Genomic DNA, 20,866 nt, shown 5'->3' on the forward strand with positions numbered 1-20,866 from the left:
AGCCGGGCTCTCAGAGGCTGAGCAGGGAGTAGGAGATGGCGGAGATCGCCACGGCGCCGATGAACACCACCAGGACGTTGGACGGCCGATGGGCGTACTTGCGCATGGCCGGCACCCTGGCGATGGCGTACATCGGCATGATGAACAGCAGGGCGGCGATCACCGGACCGCACAGCGACTCGATCATGCCGAGAATGCTGGGGTTGAGCGTGGCGACGACCCAGATGGCGACGAACATCACCACGGCGCTGATCGCATTGAGCAGGCGGGGCGAGACGGCCTTGCCATGGCTGGCCAGCTCCTGGCTCATCAGGCCGTTGAGGCCTTCGCGGGCGCCGAGATAGTGGCCGAGGAACGATTTCGACATGGCGACGAAGGCGATGGCCGGGGCCAGATAGGCCATCAGCGGGTTCTGGAACTTGTTGCCGAGGAAGGACAGGATCGAGATGTTTTGGGCCTTGGCGGCGGCCATTTCGGCCGGCGACAGCGCAAAGACGCAGCTGAAGACGAAGAACATGACGACGGCGACCATCATGGCGACGGCGGCCTTCTCGATGCGGCGGGCCTTGGGCTCGGCGTCACGGCCGTAATGCTGCTGCTGGGCGACGGCGAAGCGCGAGATCACCGGCGAATGGTTGAACGAGAAGACCAGCACCGGAATGCTGAGCCACAGCGTCAGGCTGAAGTGGCCGACGGTGGGGGTGGCTTCGAGCACCGCCCCGTTCCACTCAGGCGCCAGATAGAGGCCGAGGCCGATCAGCACGAGGCCGAAGGGATAGACGAGCCAGCCCATGACGCGCACCACCATCTGCTCGCCGAGGGTGACGATGCCGAGCAGACCCAGCGACAGCACCAGCGACAACAGGGCGCGGGGCGGCGCCGCCATCGCCAGCTGATGGGTCATGAAGGTCTCGACCGTGTTGGTGAGGCCGACGCCGTAGAGCAGCAGGATCGGCAGGATGGTGCAGAAATACAGGAGGGTGATGAGTTTGCCGGCCGTGGGGCCGAAGTGCTCACCGACCACTTCGGTGATGTCGCTGCCCGGCTTGGACGACGACAGGATGAAGCGAATGAGGCCGCGATGGGCCAGATAGGTCATGGGATAGGCGATGACGGCCATCACCAGCAGCGGCCACAGGCCGCCGATGCCGGCGTTGATTGGCAGAAACAGGGTGCCGGCGCCGATGGCGGTGGCGAACAGTCCGAGCATCCATGTCGTGTCATGGGTGCTCCAGGTCGGTTGTGCGGCCCGCTCCAGGCCAATGTCGATGGTTGAACTGTCGGTCATGATATCTCCTCCCAGTGGGGTGACGGCGATGGGGGTCGCGGTCGTGGGAGGAGGCTAGCGAGGTCGGTCCGGCCGGTGTTGGGCAACCTTCGGAACGGCGGGATAGCAGATCGAACGGTCGAACGGCGCGCCGAGCGGCGACCGACGCGCGTCTTAGGGCCCGTCCGCCGTCCCCGATTCGGCCGGACGCCGCTCGCAAAGGGTCGCGCCGGCGGCGGCCGGCATCGTCGCGATCGGGGGCGGCTGTGTCCCGACCCTCCTTGGGCATCGGGCTTGCGGGGTGATGGTTCGGGGACGCAGCGCCCTTCCGCGCGGGCGGGAGGGCGCTGGTGGAGGCGCAGCCCCATCAACCGCCGAAGCGGGCGGCGATCAGGGCGGCGGCGTCGGCGATCACCTTGTTCTGGCCCTTCATGTCGAGCGGCGAGCCGGTGGTGTAGATCGCCGCCAGGATGGGCGCGGTGTTCGGCCGGTAGAGGACGCCGATGTCGTTGCGGGTGCCGTTGGCGCCGGAGCCGGATTTGTCGGCCACCTGCCAGGTTTTCGGCACCCCGGCCTTGATCAGTGGGCCGGTGACGGTGCCGGCCACCATCCAGTCTTCCAGCTTGTCGCGCGAGGTTTCCTTGAGGGCGTCGCCGATCATCACCGTGTCGAGGTTGGCCAGCATGGCGGCGGGCGTGGTGGTGTCGCGCGCATCGCCTGTTACGGCGCTGTTCAGCTCCGGCTCGGTGCGGTCGAGGCGCGAGGTGGTGTCGCCCAGCGTGCGGGCATAGGCCGTCCAGCCGGCCGGGCCGCCGATCTCCTTGAGGAGGAGGTTGGCGGCGGTGTTGTCGCTGACGCCGACGGCGGCGGCGCACAGGGCCTCGAGCGTCAGATGGCCCTCGGCCACGTGCGCCTTGGTGACCGGGGCGTAGCTGAGGAGATCGTCCTTGCCATAGGCGATCGACTTGTCGAGCTTCAATTCGCCCTTGTCGACGCGGGCGAGAACGGCGGCGGCCGCCAGGAACTTGAAGGTCGAGCACATGGCAAAGCGCTCGTCCGCCCGATAGGCGATGCGCTTGCCGGAGGCCTTGTCGACGGCGGCGACGCCGAGCCGGCCGCCGCTCTGCTTCTCGAGCTTGGCGAACTCGTCATCCGCCTTGGCCATCGCCTGATTGGCCAGCATCAGGCTGAGACCGGTGCCGGCGGCGGTGCCGAGAAAGGTACGGCGGTCTAGAAAAAGAAGGTCGCGCATCGATACCTCTAGCAATCTGTTTGTTGAAAGCCCCGGCGCCACTCTACCGAGGGGCGTGGCGGATATAGGGCGCGAACTCACAAAACTGTTTGGCATTTATCGGCGCTGCCGTGTTCCGAGGCCGATGCTCTCACGGATTCTATTGAAGTTCGGGGCGTCGTTTTTGCCGACAAGGGCTACGACACCAAGGCCATTCGGGCCTAGGCGTGCGGAGCGAAGGGCTTGGCATTTTGCCCTCTCGATCTACGATGCTGCAGTTCTACCTAGGAGAAACTGGATTCTACTGATAGTATCTATCAACAATGGGCCGCAGGAAAAGTATGTCATTATGAGTAATATTGACTCTTTAAAAGAAGATACTAGGGGCAACTCTTGGTAAGAGGGCGCATATATACTTTTAGATTCTGTCGGAATATTATAGAAAGAAACAATTAATATAATTATATATATCAAAACAGTTGTAAAATACTTTTTATTGCTCACCTTCTGTTTTACATTAATTTGTCTCGTTATCGATATTAGAAATACGAAACAGATCCAAGTGATAAATATGATCGTTATGATGTCATTTGAAACAATATAAGCTGCAATTGAACTTTTGAAATCGCCCCTGTCAACGAAGCCGGTCTGTGTGTATCCGTCTATTATAGATTTATTCATTGGCCATGCGGCCATTATAATCGGATTATTCTTAATTGCATCGAGCGTTAGGTATTTTTGGAGCGCGAAATTAGTAATAATAGCGAGAGTTGCGCATAAAAAGCACATATATCGTCCGGTTCGATAACATGTATCCATGGTTCGTTTAAATCGAATGCGCCTTTCACGGTCGTCATTGGATAGGTCTTTGTTATTTAGGTCCAGGTATGCCCAAGGATCGTTCATTTTCGACTCCTCGTAACGGTGACTAGAATAGCATACGGCACCCAAACTTACGGGCGCGCTAGCGCAGCAGTTCGCCGAGGTCGTCCCACGCCATGATGATGTTCTCAGAGCGCCAGATCGGACCGGGGTCGATATGTCGGCCGATGACCTTCGCGCCGAGTGCTTTGTAAAAGCCGATGGCTGCCAGGTTGCCGTCGACCACGCTCAATGCCGCGCCGGGGTAGTGTCGCTCTCTCAGGTGAAGAGCTAGGCGCTTCAGCAGCTGGCGACCGATGCCCCGGCCCTGGAAATCCTGATCCACGTAGAGGAACTTGATTTCACCGCGGCTGCCGAACAGCGGCTCGGATGCGGCGCCGGCCGCGCCGATGCCAACCAGCCGTCCATCGCTTTCGGCAAGGAGGATGAGCTGACCGTCCGTCGGCGCGGCAAGCTTTTCCTTCCATCTCTTACGGCGATGGGCTTCGTCGAGCGTGGCGAAGGCCTCGGTCGGCGCGAGCTCGCTGTAGGTCTGCTGCCACACCACCACATGCAGATGGGCGATGGCCTCGGCGTCTCTCGGTTCGGCGGAGCGAAAGGTGATGTCTGCCATGTCGGGAGGAGGCTCGCGTTATCGACGCCGCCAGCTTGCCCGGTTTGGTGGGATGGGTCCAGAGTGGCTCTCACCGATACGCGAACAGGTCTGCATCCGGATCTCTACGGCCGGCGATGGCGGCGGAGACGATTTCGGCGGCGATGGTTGAGAAGGTGATGCCGTTGCCGCCGAAGCCCATGATGGCGAACACCCGCTCGTGGCCCGGCACGCGGTCGATGATCGGTAGGCCGTCGCGGGTAATGCCGAAGGGCGCGCCCCAGGCATAGGCCGGCTTGCCCAGGTCGAAGCCGGTCAGCGCCTTGAACTTGCCGGCGATCGCCTTGGCTTTCTTGCCAATCTTGTCGGGATCGCTGTTGCTGTCCTCGGACGCCTCGTCCTCGCCACCGACGATGATGCGGCCGGCGGCATCGGCGCGGAAATAGAGGTAGGGGTCGGACGCTTCCCAGACCAGCGTTTCCTTCAGCCAGGCGGGCAGGCGGCGGAGCGGCTTCGAGGCAAGCGCCCAGGTGGAAACGACGCTGTGGGCGGCGCTTTCCATCTGAGGCAGAAACTCGTAGCCGGTGGAGAACACCACGTGCTCGGCGGTGAGCACGGCGCCGTCGCGCGTGGCGAGCGCCACCCCGCCGGGCAGTTCGGCCATGTCGGAAATATCCACCGGCGAGACGAGCCGCGCCTTGCGGGCGAGCGCCGCCTTCAGAAGCCCGGCTGCCAGCTGCGCCGGGTTGGCCGAGGCGGACATCGAGGACAGGATGGCGGCGGGGCGGTCGAGGTCGAAGCGCTCGCCGAGCGCGGCGCGGTCGAGATAGGCGGCGTCGATGCCGATCTCCGCCCGTGCCGCCGCCTCGGCCTTCAGCGCCCGCACGCCCATCTCGTCGCCGGCAAGATAGAGAGCCGGCTTGCGCTCCATGCCGCAGTCGATGCCCAGCCGCTCGGTGAGGGCGATCAGGTGGTCGACCGACCGGGCCGAGCGACGCCAGGCGGCATTGGCCTTGGCGTCGCCGATCTTGCGGCGGAGCCGGACCAGCGGCACGTCGATCTCGTGCAGGATCATGGCGGTGGAGGCAGGGGTGGAGCCGCGCACCGGCGGGCGGCGATCGACGATCAGCACCGACTTGCCATCTCGCGTCAGCGCCTCGGCGACCAGTGCGCCGCTGATGCCGGCGCCGACGACGATCACGTCGAAGCGCTGGCGCGGCAGCGTCCGCTCGGCGGCGACGGTGGAGTTGGGCGTTCGCGTCCAGAGGGAGACCCCCGTGCGGAGGTTTTCACTGCGTGTGGCGCTATCATGATCGGGCATCGGGTCTCCGTTCGGCGGCTGCCAGCGGAGCCGGCCCTGGCGCACCATCAACGGGCGGCGCGGGCGGGCGGTTCCATGGTCATTGCCGTTCTCCTGCCATCTCCTGGCCGGCGATCGTTCGAGGATGGGCGCATTGCGAGAGGAGGTCACGATGAGATCGATGGTTCGCTGGCGGGAGTGGGAGGGCGAGGGCCTGGAGCATTGCGCTCTCCGTTTCGATGATGACGGGCTCACCCTCGAGGGCGTGGTGGTGACCACCGATGAGGGGCTGTTCGGCGCCCATTACCGGCTGCGGACCGATGCCGCCTTCCGGACGCGCGAGGTGCGCATCGCCTTCGTCGGCGGGCCGGTGCTGCATGTCGAGGCCGATGGCGAGGGGCACTGGCGCGACGTGGTCGGCCATCGCGCCCTGCCGGCACTCGATGGCTGCGTCGATGTGGACATCCGCATCACGCCGTCCACCAACACGCTGCCGATCCGGCGGCTGAGGCTGGGGCCGGGCGAAAGCCGCGACATCCGGGTGGCCTATGTGCCGCTGCCGGAGGGCGGCGATCTCCGGCCGATCGCTGTCGGCCAGCGCTACACCTGCCTGATGCCGGACAGCCTTTATCGCTATCAAGGCCTCGACAGTGGTTTTACCGCCGACCTGCCGGTAGACGGCGACGGTCTTGTGATGGATTATCCGGGAGTATTCCGGCGGGTATAGGTGCGAGGGGGCAGCATGCAGGTTGAGACCGTTCGCCAGGGGCGTTGCGATTGCGGCGGCCTCAGCTTCACCGTCCGGGGCGAGCCGGTCCACACGCATGCCTGCACCTGCACGGAGTGCCAGCGCAGCACCGGCAGCGTGATGAGCCATTCGGCCTGGTTCCCGGAGGCGGCGGTGGCCATCGAGGGCGATTACACGCTGCATCACCATCGCGGCTCGGAACATCCCGACCGCTACAGGTGTTTCTGCCCCACCTGCGGCACCGGGCGGTTTTTCAAGTCGGGGGCGGCGTTCCCCGGCACCATCGGTTTTGCCGTGGGTTCCTTCGCCGATCCGGATTTCCCACCCCCACGCTACGTTCTCTACTGGGGCAACCGGCCCAACTGGCTGGGCCAGCCGGAGAGCGTGCCCGTCCGTGCCGAGGCGGAGGAGTGACATGACACTATCGCCTACCTTCCTCGGTTTGCCGGGCCGCCTTGCCGAGGGGCGGCTGCCGCGCGCGGTGATCTTCGGTGCCGGCCATGGCACCGCCTATCCGGGGCGTGACAGCCTTTCCACCGCGGCGGCCGTCGCGGTTCGCGCGGCGAGCCAGGGTGACGGCCCGCTGATCGAGCACTGGGATTTCGACCTCGGCGGGCCGCTGTTCGGCGGTGGGCCGGTTTCCTGCGTCGATATCGGCGATGTCGCCACCAGCGCCGAGGACGGCGCCGGCAACCGCGCCCGCATTTCGGCGAAGACGCGCGAAGTGCTGGCGACCATGGCGGTGCCGATCCTGCTGGGCGGCGACGATTCCGTGGTGATCCCCTTCCTCGCCGGCTTTGTCGACCACGGGCCGATCTGGGTGTTGCAGATCGACGCCCATATCGACTGGCGCGACGAGCTCATGGGTGAGCGCCACGGCTATTCCAGCCCGATGCGCCGGGCGAGCGAGATGGGCCATGTGGAAGGCATCGTGCAGGTGGGCATGCGCGGCGTCGGCAGCGCCCGCCCTGAGGAGATCGAGGCGGCGCTGCGCTACGGCAGCCACCTGGTGACGGCGCGGGAGATCCACGGTCAGGGGGTGGAAGCGGCGCTCCGGCATATTCCCGGCGGTGCGAAGGTGGTGATCACCCTCGACTGCGACGGCCTCGACCCCGGCATCATGCCCGGCGTGGCGGCGCCCAGCCCTGGCGGCCTCAGCTACACCGAAACCATCGACCTGATCGCCGGCATCGGCCGCCGCGCCAACCTCGTCGGCTTCGACCTGGTGGAGCTCTGCCCCGGCGCCGACGTCGGCAACCTCTCGGCGCTGACCGCCGCCCGGCTGGTGGTGAACGCCATCGGGGTGGTGGTGCGGCAGGGGTGAGCGATTGAGATGATGCCGGCCAACCATTCCGGGTCTGTGCGCCGTGTCAGTTTGCACACCGAGCGGCTGACCTTGCGCCCAACGAACCGGGCCGATGCCGACAGGGCCTTCGAGATCCAGTCGGATTGGGACGTGACGCGCATGTTGCGCATGGCCCGGTTCCCGCCGGATCTTGATGAAACGGTGGGCTGGTTTGCCGAGCATGAGCAGGAGTGGCTGGCCGGAACGGCTTACCGGTTCGCCGTGCTGCGCGAAGGCCGCATGATCGGGCTGGTGGATATCGACGAGGTCGACGGCGGCGAGGGCGACCTCGGCTATTGGTTTGAAAAGGCAGGCTGGGGGCAGGGCTTTGCCTTCGAGGCGGCGCGGGCGGTGGCGGACTTTGCCTTTGGCGCATTGGGGCTCACGCGGCTGCGCTCGGGCCACGCCGCCGACAACCCGGCCTCCGGCAACGTGCTCATGAAGCTCGGCTTTCGCCCGCTTAGCGCAACCCGTCGCCCCTCCCGTTCACGCGGCGAAGACATCCTGCACCAGAGTTATGTTCTGATGCGCGAGGAGAGCGGGACGAGATGAGGGCAGCCTATGGCGGCGGCTCGCCTTATCCTGCCCGAGGTCCTCTGCCTTCGCAGAGGAAGACACTCTATGGGAACGGGTGCGAGCGCCTATGCATTTGTTTCCTAAATATAAAACTGTCTTCCTCTGCGAAGGCAGAGGACCTCGGGCAGAACAGGGCAAGCGCAGACTATAGGACGCTTCGATTGCTCGGTCCGTGTGGCCAGCGGGCAGGACGACGCTTCGACCATTTTGGAATCCTCAGTTTCCGCCCCGCCAGGGATCGATGATCGGGACGCCGGCTGCCTTGAAGGCGCTGGCGTCGCGGGTGGCGACGGAAAAGCCGTGGGCGGTGGCGATCGCGGCGATGTAGCCAATCCCTCCCCTCGGAAGGGGAGGGATCACAGTCCGGCTCGCCAGCGTCAGATGCTGGCGTGCACGTTGTGCAGGCCGGCGTAGACGCCGCCGGCGGCCATCAGGGCTTGGTGGGTGCCTTCCTCGACGATGCCGTCGCGCGTCAGCACCAGGATGCGGTCGGCGTGCCGCACGGTGGAGAGGCGATGGGCGATGACGAGGGTGGTGCGGCCCCGCGCCAAGCCCAGCAGCGCCTTTTGCACTGCCCGCTCGCTTTCATTGTCGAGCGCGCTGGTGGCCTCGTCGAAGATCAGCACCGGCGGGTTCTTGAGGAAGGCGCGGGCGATGGTCAGCCGCTGCTTCTGGCCGCCGGAGAGCTTCACGCCGCGCTGGCCGATGTCGGTGTCGTAGCCGTCCGGCAGCGCCTCGATGAACTCATGCGCGTTGGCGGCCCTTGCCGCGGCGACGATCTCCTCGTCACTCGCCTCCGGGCGGCCGTAGCGCAGGTTGTCGATCACCGTGCCGCTGAACAGGTAGACGTCCTGCTGCACCACCCCGACGTTGCGCCGGAGCGAGGCCAGCGTGACGTCGCGCACGTCCTGCCCGTCGATGGTCACGCTGCCGGCCTCCACGTCGTAGAAGCGGGGGATCAGGCTGCAGAGCGTGCTCTTGCCCACGCCCGATGGCCCGACCACCGCCACGAACTCGCCCGGCTCGATGACGAAGGACACGTCCTGGAGCACCAGCGGGCCGTCGTCCTCGTAGCGGAAGCTGACCGCGTTGAAGCCGATGGTGCCGGCCACTCGGCCAAGTGGCCTGGCGGCGGGGCGGTCGGCGATGTCGGGCTGCTGTTCGAGCAGCTCCATGGCGCGGACGAAGCCGGTGTAGCCTTCCTGCCAGAGCCGGAAGAAGTTATCGAGTCGCCGCACCGGATCGACCAGTACGCCGACGCAGAGCAGCAGCGTTAGGAGATCGGCGGCGGATAGGCCGGCGGTCAGGATGCGGATGGCGCCGACCACGATCACCACGACGGTGACCAACTGGGCAAAGCCATCCATGCCGACCCACAGCAACGCCTCGCTGCGATAGCCCGCCTTGCGGCTATCGAGAAACCGCTGGTTCTGCACCTGAAAGCGGTGGAGCTCGTCGCGCTCGTTGACGAAGGACTGCACCACGCGGATGCCGCCCAGCGCATCCTCCACCCGCTCGTTGATGTCGCCGATCCGCTCCTTGGTGGCGCGGAGGGCGACATTCATGCGGCCGCTGTAGCGCGCCGCGTAAGCCACCGCGAAGGGGATCAGCAGCGCGACCAGCAGGGCGACGATGGGATCGATCCAGGCGAGGACCGCCATGGCGCCGCCGAACTTGAGGACGCTGATGGCAAAATCCTCGGGGCCGTGGTGGAAGAGTTCGCCCAGCCACTGCGAGTCATTGCTGATGCGGCTCATCAATTGGCCGGTCCGCTGCTGGTCGTAGAAGCTGAAGGACAGCTTCTGGCAGTGCTCGAACAGTTCGCGGCGCACCTGCGCCTCGATCTTGGCGCCCATCACGTGGCCCTGATAGTCCACGAAATAGGTGGCGAAGGCCTGCACCAGGAAGACGCCGAGCATGGCGCCGCCCAGGATCAGGATCTGGCGGAGAGCATCCGGAGCGCCGGCCAGATCCGGCAGTCGGTTGATGACGTGGTTGGCGATCAGCGGCATGGCCACCGCCGTGGCGGCGACCAGCACCGCGCAGACGAGATCGGCCATCAACAGCGGCAGATGCGGCCTGTAGTAGCCGACAAAGCGCCTGATACGGGCGCGTGCCGTCTGGCGCGCCGGTGAGCCGTTGCGGGAAGACAGGAAGCGGGGGAGGAAGCGTTTACCGCGTCGTTGCGCGCGCGCCTCCCCGTTGGGATGATTGGAAAGCATGAACGATCATGTCCTGGTGTGCACTGAGGGTTTTGCGGCTGGACATGATCGCTTTCATTTCAATCTCCCTCGGTGAAGAAGGGTGAATATGCCGGTTCTGCCGCTCTTTGACAACGATTGGCATGAGCGGTGCCGTAAAAGCCGGGCAAGGCGTGTCATTCAGACAACGCGGTGTGCCGCCCGTTTGCCGCGCGCGGGCCGGTCGCGCCTTGCCATCGGCGCGTGTCGGTCTCGCTATTCTCCGACGTGCTTGGTAGCTTGGCGGGACGGAGCTTTGCCATGACGATTATCCTGAAAGACGAGGATCTCCAGGGCTATGCCTGCATGGGCGTCGCGATCGACGCGGTGGAGAAGGCCCTCGTGGCGCGGGCGCGTGGCGAGGGCGTCTCGCCGCCCCGCCATCACGTGGCCTTTCCGGGACGGGGCGATCTGGTGTTCACGGTGGGCGGCGTTCTGGGAGAGCAGCCGCTGGCCGGCTTCCGCGTCTACGACACCTTCGAGGGCGCCGAGCACACGCAGATCGTTGCCGTCTGGTCGGCGGACGATGCCGAGCTCAAGGGCCTCATCCTTGGCAGGTGGCTGGGCGCCATCCGCACCGGCGCCATTGGCGGCGTCGCCATCCGGCACATGAGTTCGCCGGACGCCCGTGTCGTCGGCGTCGTGGGCAGCGGCCAGCAGGCGCGAACCCAGCTGGCGGCGGCGGTGGCGGTGCGGGATATCACTCTGGCGCGGGTCTTTAGCCGCGACGAGGCGCATCGTGCCGAATTCGCCGAGGAGATGCAGCGGGAGCTCGGTATCGAGGTGCGGCCGGCAGGGAGTGTGCAAGAGGCGGTCGCGGATGCGGACATCGTTCTTTGCGCCACGTCGAGCCCCGAACCAGTGGTCAGCGCCGCCGATCTGAAGCCGGGGGTTCACGTCAATACGCTCGGCCCCAAGGACGTGGACGCGCATGAGCTGGCACTCGACGTGGTGGAGGTGGCGAGGGTCATCGCTACCGACTCCCGGGAGCAGACCCATGCCTACGCCGTGCCGTTCTTTTTGGAAGGCTCAGGCCACGAGCAACGCATGATCGAGCTGTCCGACATCGTCGCGGGAAAGGCGCCGGGACGGAAGGCGGCGGAGGATACCACCCTGTTCTGCTCGGTTGGTTTGGCGGGTACCGAAGTGGCTGTGGCCTCGGCGATCTTCGACAATCTGTGAGGGCGCGCGCGAACCCGATATCGGCCGCTTGGTTCCTCCCGCCTGAGGTCCTGGCCTTCGCCAGGATGACAGATTTATATAAGGGAAACAGATACATATCTGCCCCGGGGCATCTATCAGGCTGTCATCCCCGCGAAGGCCGGTTGAATTCACGCGTGAATTCAAGGTGTACCTCGGGCAGGATGGGGCTCGGCGAGCCATATAGATGGGTGCTCCGTCACATCAAGCCTTCCTCGACGGCTTGATGGATGGTGCGGACCGTGGGGCGGAAGCCGAGGCGGCGGGCCAGCGAGGTGTCGACGTGGAGGTGCCAGGGGTTGGCGAGCGGCGCCGATGACGGCTCCATCGTGCCGCCGGCGATCATCGCCAGTTCGTAGATCGAGGTGGGCGCTTCGTCGGCGATGTTGACGATGTGGCCGTCCATCGCGCCTGTCAGCGCGAGGTCGACGGCGGTGGCGATGTCGCGGTGATGGACGAGGCTCATCCGCTGGGCCGGGTGCATGTTGAAGCGCGGCGCCTGGCGGGGCAGGTCTTCCAGATGGCCGTCGCCCTCGCCATAGACGAAGCCGAAGCGTAGGATCGCCCAGGTGAGCCCGCTGTCGCGCAGCAGGTTTTCGGCGGCGAGCTTGCTGGCGGGATAGGCCTGCTTGGGGTTGGCGGCATCGTCCTCGCGGCCGGGGCGCGGGGTGTCGGCGTTGTAGACGTTGGTGGTGCTGGCCATGATGAAGCGGGCGCCGGGGGCGTGCTTCTGAGCGGCGGCGATCAGGTTGCGGGTGCCGTCGAGATTGCTCTTCCAGATCAGGTCGGTGTCGGGCGTGCGGAACACCGCCGCCAGATGGACGATGGCCGAGACGCCCTCCACCGCCGGCACGAGCGAGGCGGGGTCGAGCAGGTCGGCCTCGATCGCCGTCACGCCTGACGGCGCCGGCTTTCCGGCCCGCAGGAGAGCGCGGCAATCGAGCCCCGCCGCGGCAAGACGCGGCAGAAGGCGGGCGCCAACCAGGCCGGTGCCGCCGGTTACCAGGATGGTCATGATGGTGCTCCCTCAGACAAAAGCTGTTCGAGGCGCTCCGTCGCGGTTTGCAGCACCTTGACCGTCACCGCGATATCCGCCTCGTCCATGCCGCCGAAGGCGACGGAGCGGATGAAGGTCAGGTCCGGCAGCATGCTCCAGAGCGCTGCGCCGGCGGCGGTCAGGCTGAGGCGCTTCTGGCGCTGGTCGGCGCCGTCGGGCCGCTGCTCGACCAGCCCCTTGCGCACCAGCGTGGCGACGATGCCGGTCATGGTGGCCCGCTCGATGGAAAGCAGCCGCACGAGATCGCGCTGCAGGATCGGGCCGGCGGTGGCGAGCTGGTAGAGCACATACCATTGCACCGAGCCGAGATCGTAGGGGCGCAGCACGGAATCCATGACGGCCCGGCCGGCGAAGTAACACCGCTTGGCCCAGGCGCCGACGATGTCCTGACCAAGGGGTTGCGGATCGTCGGGCAAGAGAAGGTCCTCCATATCGCTAGTTACCTAGCAAATATGTATGGTACCAAACAAATGTCAAGAAGGGGTTCCGTTGCTAGGATATTCGCCGGTGCGGCATGGTCGGTCGGGATGGCCATATCGGCCGCTTGGTGCCCTCAGCCCGAGGTCACCGGTCCGCGCCGAGGAAGACGGTATGAGAGAGGCGCACACCGGCAAGGCTCTGTTTCAAATATATAATTCTGTCTTCCTCTGCAAAGGCAGAGGATCTCGGGACGAGAAGACTCGGCGGCTCATATCGAGCTCCCGATCAACTCAGGCGAACTGAGGTTCACCCTCGGCTTGATCGAATGGAAATGTCGACGCGCTCTATATCAATCCTTCGTCCCATTCTGCCTGAGATCCTCTGCCTTCGCAGAGGAAGACAATCTATGGGAGGGGAAACGAGCGGATAGTGTCCTTGCCGCGCTGTCTCCCCAATCCATCAAGCTGTCATCCTGCGCTTTAGGCGCAGGACCTCGGGCAGAAGGCACCAAGCGGTCGATATCGGGCTCGGAGAGACGCGCGTCCTACCGCCAGCCGGAGCGAACCGCTTACAGCCCACCCCTCAATCGCACGGCATCCTTCGAGGGTGGCAGGCCGAATTGGCGGGCGTATTCGCGGCTGAACTGGGTGGGGCTTTCGTAGCCGACGCCGAAGGCGATGGAGGTGGCGTTGCCTTCGCCTGAGATCAGCAGCGAGCGGGCGTGCAAGAGGCGCACGTGCTTCTGATATTGCAGCGGGCTCAGTGCCGTCACCGCCTTGAAGTGGCGGTGGAAGGCGGAAACGCTGAGGGCGGCCATCTCGGCCAGCGCCTCGACGCGCAGCGGCTTGGCGAAATTCTCCCGGATCCAGGCGATGGCGACGCCGATCCGCGACAGCGCGGTGCCGGGGCTGGCGATATCCCGCAGCATCCAGCCGAGCGGGCCCTGCAGCACGCGGAACAGGATCTCGCGCTCGTAGGCCGGCGCCAGGGCGGCGATCTCGTCGGGACGATCCATCAGGCGCAGCATGCGCAGCCAGGCGTCGAGCAGCACGGGCGTCACCGGTGCCACCGAGAAGCCGGAGCCGTAGAGCTCACCGCCGGCAGGTTTGGGCAGGTCGGCCAGGAGGCCCGCGACGATGGCCGGCTCCAGCGTCAGGCTGACAGCGAGATAGGGAGAGCCGTCATCGGCGGCATGCACGGCACCGACCGCCGGCACATCGACCGACAGCAGGAAATAGGTGGCGGGATCGTAGCGGAAGGTGCGATCGCCGACCGTCATGGTCTTGGAACCCGTCAGGATCAGGTTGATCATCGGGTCGTAGACGGCGGCGAGCCGATGCTCGGGGATTTCGCCCTGCACCATGGCGACGCGCGGAATGCCCGTCTCGGTGCGGCGGTTTTCCGCCCGAGCGGCCAATTGCCGGAGGTGGTGAAGCTGATCCTGAAGCTGGCTGTCCATGGCTTCGGTTGTTTCACGGGGCAGGGCTCCGATCAACACAAAAGCAGAAATAGGCAAGGATCGAAGAGGATCGGATGAGCGGTGGCGGGGCCTGCCGGCTATCAAGGATCGACCGAACGAAAGGCCCTTACATGAGCATCGTCATCATCACCGGCGGCAGCCGCGGCATCGGCGCCAGCATCGCAACCGAGTGCGCCCGGCGCGGCAGCGGCGTCATCCTCACCTACAACAGCAACCAGCGGGCGGCCGAGACGGTGGTCGGCGCGATCGAGGCGAAGGGTGGTAAGGCCGTGGCCCTGCAGCTCGATGTCGGCGACAGCGCGACCTTCCCGGCATTTGCCGACGCAGTGCGCCAGCAGCTCACTGCCACCTGGGGCCGTGAGACCTTCGATGCCCTGGTCAACAACGCCGGCTACGGGCGCTTCAACCCGATCGCCACGGTGAACGAAGCCGAGTTCGACGGCCTCTTCCGCGTGCATCTCAAGGGGCCGTTCTTCCTGACGCAGGCGCTGCTGCCGCTGATGGCGAACGGCGGCCACATCGTCAACGTCACCAGCGCCACCAGCCGCGTCGCCACGGCGGGCGTTGCGCCCTATGCCGCCTTCAAGGGCGGGCTCGAGGTGCTGACCCGCTACATGGCCAAGGAGTTCGGCGACCGCCGCATCCGCGCCAACGCTGTCGCGCCGGGGCCCATCCGCACCGAGCTCGGCGGCGGCCTCAGCGCCGACTTCGAGGCACTGCTGGCCGGAGAAACGGCGCTGGGGCGCGTCGGCGAACCGGACGACGTCGGCCGCATGGTGGCCAGCCTGCTGTCGGATGACAATCGCTGGGTCAACGCGCAGATCATAGAGGTCTCCGGCGGCTACATCATCTGACCGCCTGAGCGGAAATCCTACTGGGGCGGGCATATGACTTAGTCTTCTGCGCTTCCGGTGCTCACGAACCTTACGTTCGCTCCGCTCCGGTTCTCGAAGCCGTCGCCATCTGCCTCACCCCAGCGGATTTCGGCTCAGGCTTTGGCGCCTATACTTGGAATATAAAGGTTTGGAGATGCCAGGATGACCGACGACACTTTGCGCAGGACGGCCGATGCGCTGATCGCCGCCACCAACGCCTTCGACACCGAGGCGGCGGTGGCGCTGTTTGCGCCCGACGCGGTGATCGACGACCCGTCGACCGGCCATCGGTTCGACGGTGAGGCCGGCGTGCGCGATTACATCGAGCGCTATTTCGTGGCCTATCGCACGGTGACCCGCTTGCTCTCCATCGACAGCCTCGACGAGGGGCGATGCCGCCTGCGCGTCGATTTCACCGGCGATTTCGGCCACGAGATCGGCCGGCTGGACATCGCGGTCAATGCCGATGGACTGATCGCGCGCATCGATGCCGAGCTGGAATAGCAGCGGATCGCAGGATCCGGGGCGATCGATGGACGGCCAAGGCGGCCGGTCGCCTTCCCGAGTCCCGCAACGCGCGCGCGGCCTATCTCGTCCAGGGGGGCTCGTATTGCCCCTTATTAGGTATCCATGACATGTCGCCCCGCATATCTGCGAGGCGGCCCGGGAGGATTGTCATTCTTCCGCGCAAATGACCTAGGGCAAACATGAGTCGTCGATTCTGGTTTGTTTAGAAATATGCCGGATGGTGCAACCTCCGTGCGTAGTCGGTTTTCGAAAACGCCATTTAGCTGAACCTGACGCGGGGCTCGGATGTCCATACGGCTTCAATTGCTTTTCGTGACTGCACTGACGGCTATTTTGCTGACCATCCAGGTGGTCCTTTCCTTCATGAGTGCCATCGAGGCCAGACGAAGCGCCGATGAGACGATCCAGGCGCAGGCCTTGCAGGACCTTGCCCTCGGCGTGACCCAAGGCTTTGCCATCGATCGCGGCCAGACCAACGGCGTGGCGAGCGGTTTGCAGCTTTCCCCCGAGGCGCTCGACAAGCTGACGGCCATTCGCAAGCAGAGCCTTGCCGATCTCGACAGCCTGCTGACCGAGGCCGGCGGCAACGACACCAGCCAGGTGAAGGTGGCCGTCGCCCAGGCGAGCGACATTCGCGGCCGCATCCACGGCAGCCTGCCAGAGGCCAAGGAGGAGCGGCGGGCGCTGGCGCGCGACTGGTTCGCCGCTGAGACCAAGGCGATCGAGGCGGTGGACAGCCTTGCCAGCACCATGGTGGCCCAGGACGACCACATGGCCAGCTCGCTTTTGGTGCGCGCCGCCGAAGCCCGCCATCAGATCTGGGAGATCGCCGAGTTCCTGGGGCGTGAGCGTGGGCTCGTCAACGGCCTTCTCGCCTCGCAATCGGTGCCGACCACCGAGCAGCTGATGCGCCTTGCCGAATATCGCGGCCACGTGGTCTCTGCCTGGACGGCGGCACGGCCCAAGGTGGAGCAGCTCGGCGCGGACATGTCCGCCCCGCTGGCTGCGGCCGAGGACGCGCTCTCCGGATCGTTCGATGAGGTGCGCCAGACGGCCTATGGCGCCTTCCTTGCCGGCAAGGCTCCGGCGATGTCGGCGCAGGATTGGTTTGCCGCGGCGAGCAAGGCCATCGACAGCGTCGGTGCGCTGCAGAAGGCGGTGGGCGGACATGTGGCGGCGATGATGGAGGCGCAACGCTCGGCCGCCAACGGCGAATTCATCTGGGCCTTCGTGCTGCTGGCGGGCGCCCTCGGGGCCACCGCGCTGACGCTGGCGATCGCCCATTGGGGCATCACCTCGCCACTGACGCGGCTGACCGGCATCACCCGCGCGCTGACGGCCGGCCAGCTCGACGTGGCCATTGCCACCACCGGCCGGCGCGACGAGATCGGCCACCTGTTCCGCTCGGTGATCGACTTCCGCAGCGCCCTGGTGGAGGCGGCGCGGCTGCGCGAGGAGCGCGCCCGGCTGGAACGCGAGGCCGAGGAAGAAAAGATCCGCAATATGCTGAAGCTCGCCGACGGCCTGGAGGCCACGGTGGGAACGGTGGCCGCCGCGCTCGGCACGGCCAGCCAGCAGCTCGAAAGCGCCGCCAACACGCTGTCGGCCGGCGCCGAGGAAACCTCCAACCAGTCGATGGCGGTGGTGCGCGCTGCCGATTTCGCCCAGCAGGGTACGCAGTCGGCGGCCGGCGCCGCCGAGGAGCTGGCCTCGTCGGTGAAGGAAATCGGCCGGCAGGTGGAAGCCTCCAGCGAGGCGGCGAAATCGGCCGTGCGGCTCGCCGACGACACCGCCAAAAAGGTGCTCGGCCTCGCCCACACCGCCCAGCAGATCGAGACGGTGGTGGCACTGATCGCCGACATCGCCGCGCGCACCAACCTCCTGGCGCTCAATGCCACCATCGAGGCGGCGCGAGCCGGCGAGGCGGGCAAGGGCTTCGCCGTGGTGGCCTCCGAGGTGAAGCAGCTGGCGGCGCAGACGGAAAAGGCCACGGCGGAAATCTCCAGCCAGGCGACGCAGATCCAGACCGCCACCAAGGCGTCGTCGGAAGCCATCGAAACCATCGCCACCCGCGTGCGCGACATCGGCGCCACCGCCGCCGCCATCGCCGCGGCGGTGACCGAACAGGAAGCCGCCACCGCCGAAGTGGCCCGCTCCATCTCGATGGCCGCCGACGCCGCCAGCGAAGTGGGCGGCAGCATCTTCGGCGTCGCCGAAGCCGCCAGCGAGACGTCAAGGACCTCGTCGGAGGTGCACGACTCCGCGTCGTCGCTGAGCGGGCTGGTGGGGCAGCTGAAGCAGGAAGTGGCGAACGTGGTGGTGGGGCTGAGGGGGTAGGGGACTTTTTCTGACGCCGGCTTGCCGCCGGCGGCCTATTTCCTGAGCCAGGGTGAGGCGCTGCTCCAGAAGATGACGTCGGCGCCCAGGAAGTCCTCGGCATAGGCCTGGAACTCGGCCTTGGTGAAGGGCTTGCCCGTCTTGGGGTTCTTGTAGGTCAGGGTGGGTTCCTGGACGGCCATGCCGACGAAGGCGAGCTTGCCCTTGTAGCGGTTGAAGAAGGGGTAGGAATTCTTCATCTGGCCCTTGCGGCCGGGAATGATATCGGGTCCGCCGAGGCCGACGTTGTCCCTGGCGGCATAGTCGAACATGCGGCTCATATAGTTGTGGTCGTTGTCCCATTCGCAGGGCCAGAAATTGATGTATTGCACCACGTGCGATTTGGCGAAGGCCCGGCGGGCGAAGGTGAGGTTTTCCATCTCGGCGTCGAAATAGGCGTCGCAGGAAAAGCCGGCCGGCGGCGCGGCGCTGGAGACGTCGATGGAGGTTTCCGGCAGATTGACGCCATAGATGCGGCCGTCGAAGCTTTTCGCCAGCGCGGCCAACAGCTTCTGATAGCGATCGCGTACCGCGGGGTTCCACTGCATGGCCACCCAGCCGGAACCGACCGGCTTGTTTTCACCGGGGTTGTCGATCTGCGGCGCCAGACCGCCGCCATAGGCGGGGTCGGCCATCAGGTAATCCGGCACACGCTTGGCGGTGGGCTCGAAAAAGCGATCCTGCACCTGAATGAAGAGCTTCTTCTTCAGTCCGTCGGCGACGGCGAGATCCGTCTCGATGGCGGAAAAGTCATAGCGATCCTTCTCCGGTTCGAGCTGCCGCCAGTTATAGACGATCTGCACGCCGCCAATATCCGGCCGCTCGAGAATCCTGCGGTTGAGTTCGAGATCGCCGGAGCCGGTGTAGAGGAAACTCTCGGCGGCCGAGGCGGGGGCGCAGAGCGCGACAAGCGCAAGGCTGGCAAGGAAGCTCAGGGATCGCATAAGGGCGGCCTCGGTGTTGGGAACGGGGGAGTTTGGTCGGCTGGAAAGGCGGCTGTTTGATGGTGGGAGGTGAGGCTCCCGGGGGGGGGGGGGAGGGCGACGAGCGCCCTCCTGTTCGTCAGCCTCTGGCAGCCTCGAAAAACGGCTCGGGGCTGTCCGTCTCGATCAGTTTGCGGCCGTCGATCAGCCAGAAGCGATTGCCGGTGGCGCGCACGAAGCTGCGGTCGTGCGACACCAGCAGGCAGCTGGCTGCGTGGGCCAAGAGTTCGCCTTCAAGTGCTTCCTGTCCGTCGATGTCGAGATGGTTCGTCGGCTCGTCCAGCAGGTAGAAGTTGGGCTCCTTGAGCCTGAGCACCAGCAGCCCGAGCCGCGCCTTCTGCCCGCCGGACAGCTCGGCCACCGGCCGACCCTGCATCTCGATGGTCATGCCGGCGCCGGCCAGCAGGCTGCGGGCCCGCTGGTCGCCGACATCGAAGCGGTGGGCGATGGTGTCGTGCGGGCTCTGCCGGTCGTCGAGATCGGCGAGCGCCTGATCGCCATAGCCCAGCACCAGCGAGGGCGTGGCCTTGATGTCGTCCACCGTAACAGACGGATCGGAGATCGCCCGGCGCAGCATCATGACAAGCCGGGTCTTGCCCGTGCCGTTGCGGCCGAGCAGTACGATCCGGTCGCCCTGGCAGATGAACTTCTTGCCCGTTCGGAACAACAGCGTGCCGTCCGGGGTGGTCACCGCCGCGTCGTCCAGCGTCACCAGCACCTTGGCGTGGGTGCCGCGATTGGCGAGCCGGATGGTGCCGGCCGACCGCTCGAGATGGGCGGGCTTTGCTGCATCCTCCAGCTTGTCGGCCCGCTCCTTCAGTTGCTTGGTCTTGACCACCAACAGGTCGCTGCCGGAATTGATGCCGATGTTCTTCAGCTTGGCCGCCTGCCGGCGCAATTGTTCCGCGGTTTTCATGTCGCGGTCGTAGCGCCTGATATCGGCGGCATCCACCTCGTCGAGCGCCAGCCGGGCACGGCTGTAGGGCAAGGCGAAAGCTTGCGAATTCTGCGGCCGCAGAAACAGCGTGCGATTGCACACGGCGTCGAGGAAGGCGCGATCATGGCTCGCCAGCAGCACCGGCATGTCGCGCGGCAGGGCGTTCAGCCAGCTCTCCAGGAGCGCGATCTTGGCGAGGTCGAGATGGTTGGTGGGCTCGTCGAGCAGCAGCACGTCCGGCTCGCTCACCCAGGCGCGGGCGATCAAGGCCAGCCGCTGCCAGCCGCCGCTCAACGCCTTGAGCGGCTGTTCGCGCAACGGCTCCGGCACCTCCAGCCCGTCGAGGACGACGTCGGCGCGCCAGCTTTCGCTGTCGACGTGGTCGGCCGGGAGTGCGTCGAGCACCGCATCGCGGAAGTTTGCTGCCATCAGCGCCGGCCGCACATCCTGCTCCACCATGCCGATGGTCAGGCCACGGGCGCGGGTGATCTCGCCCACTGTGGGGTCCAAGGCCCCGATGATGCACTTCATCAGGGTGGATTTGCCGCGGCCGTTGGCGGCGACGATGCCGATGCGGTCGCCGGCGTTGACGGTGAGGTTCAGGTCGGAAAACAGCGTGCTGGTGAAGGTCACGCCGAGATTGCGCAGGTTGAGAAGGCTCATGTCGGATCTCTGGTCTTGAAGCCTGCATCAGGGCGTCGCGGGCGCGCGGCCGGTGCGATGTGTGATGCGGCAGATAGGGCCAGCGCGAGCGAAAGGCTCGGCGCTAGGGCTCACAAAGGGCAGACCAGGAAATGATCGAGTGAGAAGGCCTCTGGTCAGCCCTGCA

General features: G+C 65.8%; 19 protein-coding genes and 1 pseudogene. 9 read left to right on the plus strand and 11 right to left on the minus strand.

Annotated elements, in window-relative coordinates; translation table 11 throughout:
- Positions 1-10: 10 nt before the first annotated feature.
- Together G522_RS0118245 and bla are read right to left on the minus strand one after the other, a co-directional pair.
- A complete protein-coding gene (locus G522_RS0118245) occupies positions 11-1,288 on the minus strand; it encodes an SLC5/6 family protein (protein ID WP_026792277.1) in 1,278 nt (425 codons plus the stop codon).
- Between the two features lie 346 nt (positions 1,289-1,634).
- Positions 1,635-2,519 (minus strand): class A beta-lactamase, encoded by an 885-nt coding sequence (bla, locus tag G522_RS0118250; protein WP_036839910.1) that lies wholly within the window; start codon positions 2,517-2,519, stop codon positions 1,635-1,637.
- A gap of 111 nt (positions 2,520-2,630) precedes the next feature.
- Between bla and G522_RS30530 the strand changes: the two are divergent.
- A pseudogene (locus G522_RS30530) lies at positions 2,631-2,745 on the plus strand (IS5/IS1182 family transposase); the annotation flags it as partial.
- Positions 2,746-3,462: 717 nt separating this feature from the next.
- Here the strand turns inward: G522_RS30530 and G522_RS0118255 are convergent.
- Both G522_RS0118255 and G522_RS0118260 read right to left on the minus strand, forming a co-directional pair.
- Positions 3,463-3,993 carry a GNAT family N-acetyltransferase gene (locus tag G522_RS0118255; protein ID WP_026792279.1) on the minus strand — a complete coding sequence of 177 codons (531 nt, stop codon included), beginning with the start codon at positions 3,991-3,993 and terminating at the stop codon, positions 3,463-3,465.
- 70 nt (positions 3,994-4,063) lie between these two features.
- Positions 4,064-5,293 carry an NAD(P)/FAD-dependent oxidoreductase gene (locus G522_RS0118260; protein ID WP_026792280.1) on the minus strand — a complete coding sequence of 410 codons (1,230 nt, stop codon included), beginning with the start codon at positions 5,291-5,293 and terminating at the stop codon, positions 4,064-4,066.
- A gap of 151 nt (positions 5,294-5,444) precedes the next feature.
- Here G522_RS0118260 and G522_RS0118265 point away from each other — a divergent pair, with 151 nt between their 5' ends.
- The 4 genes from G522_RS0118265 to G522_RS0118280 are packed head-to-tail and all read left to right on the plus strand — an operon-like array spanning position 5,445 to position 7,917.
- Positions 5,445-5,999 carry a putative glycolipid-binding domain-containing protein gene (locus tag G522_RS0118265; protein WP_026792281.1) on the plus strand — a complete coding sequence of 185 codons (555 nt, stop codon included), beginning with the start codon at positions 5,445-5,447 and terminating at the stop codon, positions 5,997-5,999.
- A 15-nt stretch (positions 6,000-6,014) separates the two neighbouring features.
- On the plus strand, positions 6,015-6,434 hold the full coding sequence (locus G522_RS0118270) for a GFA family protein (protein ID WP_026792282.1): 420 nt from the start codon (positions 6,015-6,017) through the stop codon (positions 6,432-6,434).
- A 1-nt stretch (position 6,435) separates the two neighbouring features.
- Entirely contained in the window at positions 6,436-7,344 is a 909-nt protein-coding gene (locus tag G522_RS0118275; protein WP_026792283.1) for an arginase family protein, read from the plus strand.
- A gap of 9 nt (positions 7,345-7,353) precedes the next feature.
- Positions 7,354-7,917: a GNAT family N-acetyltransferase gene (locus G522_RS0118280; protein ID WP_051228795.1), complete on the plus strand. Its 564-nt coding sequence runs from the start codon at positions 7,354-7,356 to the stop codon at positions 7,915-7,917.
- Between the two features lie 240 nt (positions 7,918-8,157).
- On the opposite strand, the gene G522_RS29680 is transcribed toward G522_RS0118280, so the two are convergent.
- Both G522_RS29680 and G522_RS0118290 read right to left on the minus strand, forming a co-directional pair.
- Positions 8,158-8,301, minus strand: coding sequence for a PIN domain-containing protein (locus G522_RS29680; protein ID WP_425414078.1), 144 nt, complete (start codon positions 8,299-8,301; stop codon positions 8,158-8,160).
- Between the two features lie 17 nt (positions 8,302-8,318).
- Positions 8,319-10,001: an ABC transporter ATP-binding protein gene (locus G522_RS0118290; RefSeq protein ID WP_245586690.1), complete on the minus strand. Its 1,683-nt coding sequence runs from the start codon at positions 9,999-10,001 to the stop codon at positions 8,319-8,321.
- Positions 10,002-10,442: 441 nt separating this feature from the next.
- Here G522_RS0118290 and G522_RS0118295 point away from each other — a divergent pair, with 441 nt between their 5' ends.
- Positions 10,443-11,363: an ornithine cyclodeaminase family protein gene (locus G522_RS0118295; protein WP_026792286.1), complete on the plus strand. Its 921-nt coding sequence runs from the start codon at positions 10,443-10,445 to the stop codon at positions 11,361-11,363.
- A 217-nt stretch (positions 11,364-11,580) separates the two neighbouring features.
- On the opposite strand, the gene G522_RS0118300 is transcribed toward G522_RS0118295, so the two are convergent.
- The 3 genes from G522_RS0118300 to G522_RS0118310 form a co-directional block, all read right to left on the minus strand.
- A complete protein-coding gene (locus G522_RS0118300) occupies positions 11,581-12,396 on the minus strand; it encodes an NAD-dependent epimerase/dehydratase family protein (RefSeq protein WP_026792287.1) in 816 nt (271 codons plus the stop codon).
- Positions 12,393-12,773, minus strand: a complete 381-nt coding sequence (locus G522_RS0118305) for a MarR family winged helix-turn-helix transcriptional regulator (protein ID WP_210162941.1) — start codon at positions 12,771-12,773, stop codon at positions 12,393-12,395. Before G522_RS0118305 ends, G522_RS0118300 begins: the two co-directional genes overlap by 4 nt.
- A gap of 653 nt (positions 12,774-13,426) precedes the next feature.
- Positions 13,427-14,317, minus strand: coding sequence for an AraC family transcriptional regulator (locus tag G522_RS0118310; protein ID WP_026792289.1), 891 nt, complete (start codon positions 14,315-14,317; stop codon positions 13,427-13,429).
- Between the two features lie 131 nt (positions 14,318-14,448).
- On the opposite strand from G522_RS0118310, the gene G522_RS0118315 reads away from it, so the two are divergent.
- The 3 genes from G522_RS0118315 (at position 14,449) to G522_RS0118325 (ending at position 18,078) form a co-directional block, all read left to right on the plus strand.
- Positions 14,449-15,192 (plus strand): SDR family NAD(P)-dependent oxidoreductase, encoded by a 744-nt coding sequence (locus tag G522_RS0118315; RefSeq protein ID WP_026792290.1) that lies wholly within the window; start codon positions 14,449-14,451, stop codon positions 15,190-15,192.
- Positions 15,193-15,375: 183 nt separating this feature from the next.
- Positions 15,376-15,717, plus strand: coding sequence for a nuclear transport factor 2 family protein (locus G522_RS0118320; RefSeq protein WP_084633268.1), 342 nt, complete (start codon positions 15,376-15,378; stop codon positions 15,715-15,717).
- Between the two features lie 309 nt (positions 15,718-16,026).
- Entirely contained in the window at positions 16,027-18,078 is a 2,052-nt protein-coding gene (locus G522_RS0118325; RefSeq protein WP_026792292.1) for a methyl-accepting chemotaxis protein, read from the plus strand.
- Positions 18,079-18,113: 35 nt separating this feature from the next.
- On the opposite strand, the gene G522_RS0118330 is transcribed toward G522_RS0118325, so the two are convergent.
- Together G522_RS0118330 and G522_RS0118335 are read right to left on the minus strand one after the other, a co-directional pair.
- Positions 18,114-19,061: a hypothetical protein gene (locus G522_RS0118330; protein ID WP_026792293.1), complete on the minus strand. Its 948-nt coding sequence runs from the start codon at positions 19,059-19,061 to the stop codon at positions 18,114-18,116.
- A gap of 118 nt (positions 19,062-19,179) precedes the next feature.
- Positions 19,180-20,700, minus strand: a complete 1,521-nt coding sequence (locus G522_RS0118335) for an ABC-F family ATP-binding cassette domain-containing protein (RefSeq protein ID WP_026792294.1) — start codon at positions 20,698-20,700, stop codon at positions 19,180-19,182.
- Positions 20,701-20,866: the final 166 nt, after the last annotated feature.

The organism is Pleomorphomonas oryzae DSM 16300 (assembly GCF_000422965.1).
Classification (GTDB): domain Bacteria; phylum Pseudomonadota; class Alphaproteobacteria; order Rhizobiales; family Pleomorphomonadaceae; genus Pleomorphomonas; species Pleomorphomonas oryzae.

What these genes read in the sequence shown, in the direction of transcription:
- G522_RS0118330 (WP_026792293.1), bottom strand. Translation starts at nt 19,061, where the DNA reads ATGCGATCCCTGAGCTTCCTTGCCAGCCTTGCGCTTGTCGCGCTCTGC.
- bla (WP_036839910.1), bottom strand. Translation starts at nt 2,519, where the DNA reads ATGCGCGACCTTCTTTTTCTAGACCGCCGTACCTTTCTCGGCACCGCC.
- G522_RS0118280 (WP_051228795.1), top strand. Translation starts at nt 7,354, where the DNA reads ATGATGCCGGCCAACCATTCCGGGTCTGTGCGCCGTGTCAGTTTGCAC.
- G522_RS0118310 (WP_026792289.1), bottom strand. Translation starts at nt 14,317, where the DNA reads ATGGACAGCCAGCTTCAGGATCAGCTTCACCACCTCCGGCAATTGGCC.
- G522_RS0118290 (WP_245586690.1), bottom strand. Translation starts at nt 10,001, where the DNA reads ATGGCCGATCTCGTCTGCGCGGTGCTGGTCGCCGCCACGGCGGTGGCC.
- G522_RS0118335 (WP_026792294.1), bottom strand. Translation starts at nt 20,700, where the DNA reads ATGAGCCTTCTCAACCTGCGCAATCTCGGCGTGACCTTCACCAGCACG.
- G522_RS0118325 (WP_026792292.1), top strand. Translation starts at nt 16,027, where the DNA reads ATGTCCATACGGCTTCAATTGCTTTTCGTGACTGCACTGACGGCTATT.
- G522_RS0118265 (WP_026792281.1), top strand. Translation starts at nt 5,445, where the DNA reads ATGAGATCGATGGTTCGCTGGCGGGAGTGGGAGGGCGAGGGCCTGGAG.
- G522_RS0118255 (WP_026792279.1), bottom strand. Translation starts at nt 3,993, where the DNA reads ATGGCAGACATCACCTTTCGCTCCGCCGAACCGAGAGACGCCGAGGCC.
- G522_RS0118270 (WP_026792282.1), top strand. Translation starts at nt 6,015, where the DNA reads ATGCAGGTTGAGACCGTTCGCCAGGGGCGTTGCGATTGCGGCGGCCTC.
- G522_RS0118295 (WP_026792286.1), top strand. Translation starts at nt 10,443, where the DNA reads ATGACGATTATCCTGAAAGACGAGGATCTCCAGGGCTATGCCTGCATG.
- G522_RS0118305 (WP_210162941.1), bottom strand. Translation starts at nt 12,773, where the DNA reads ATGGATTCCGTGCTGCGCCCCTACGATCTCGGCTCGGTGCAATGGTAT.
- G522_RS0118260 (WP_026792280.1), bottom strand. Translation starts at nt 5,293, where the DNA reads ATGCCCGATCATGATAGCGCCACACGCAGTGAAAACCTCCGCACGGGG.
- G522_RS0118315 (WP_026792290.1), top strand. Translation starts at nt 14,449, where the DNA reads ATGAGCATCGTCATCATCACCGGCGGCAGCCGCGGCATCGGCGCCAGC.
- G522_RS0118320 (WP_084633268.1), top strand. Translation starts at nt 15,376, where the DNA reads ATGACCGACGACACTTTGCGCAGGACGGCCGATGCGCTGATCGCCGCC.
- G522_RS0118300 (WP_026792287.1), bottom strand. Translation starts at nt 12,396, where the DNA reads ATGACCATCCTGGTAACCGGCGGCACCGGCCTGGTTGGCGCCCGCCTT.
- G522_RS0118275 (WP_026792283.1), top strand. Translation starts at nt 6,436, where the DNA reads ATGACACTATCGCCTACCTTCCTCGGTTTGCCGGGCCGCCTTGCCGAG.
- G522_RS0118245 (WP_026792277.1), bottom strand. Translation starts at nt 1,288, where the DNA reads ATGACCGACAGTTCAACCATCGACATTGGCCTGGAGCGGGCCGCACAA.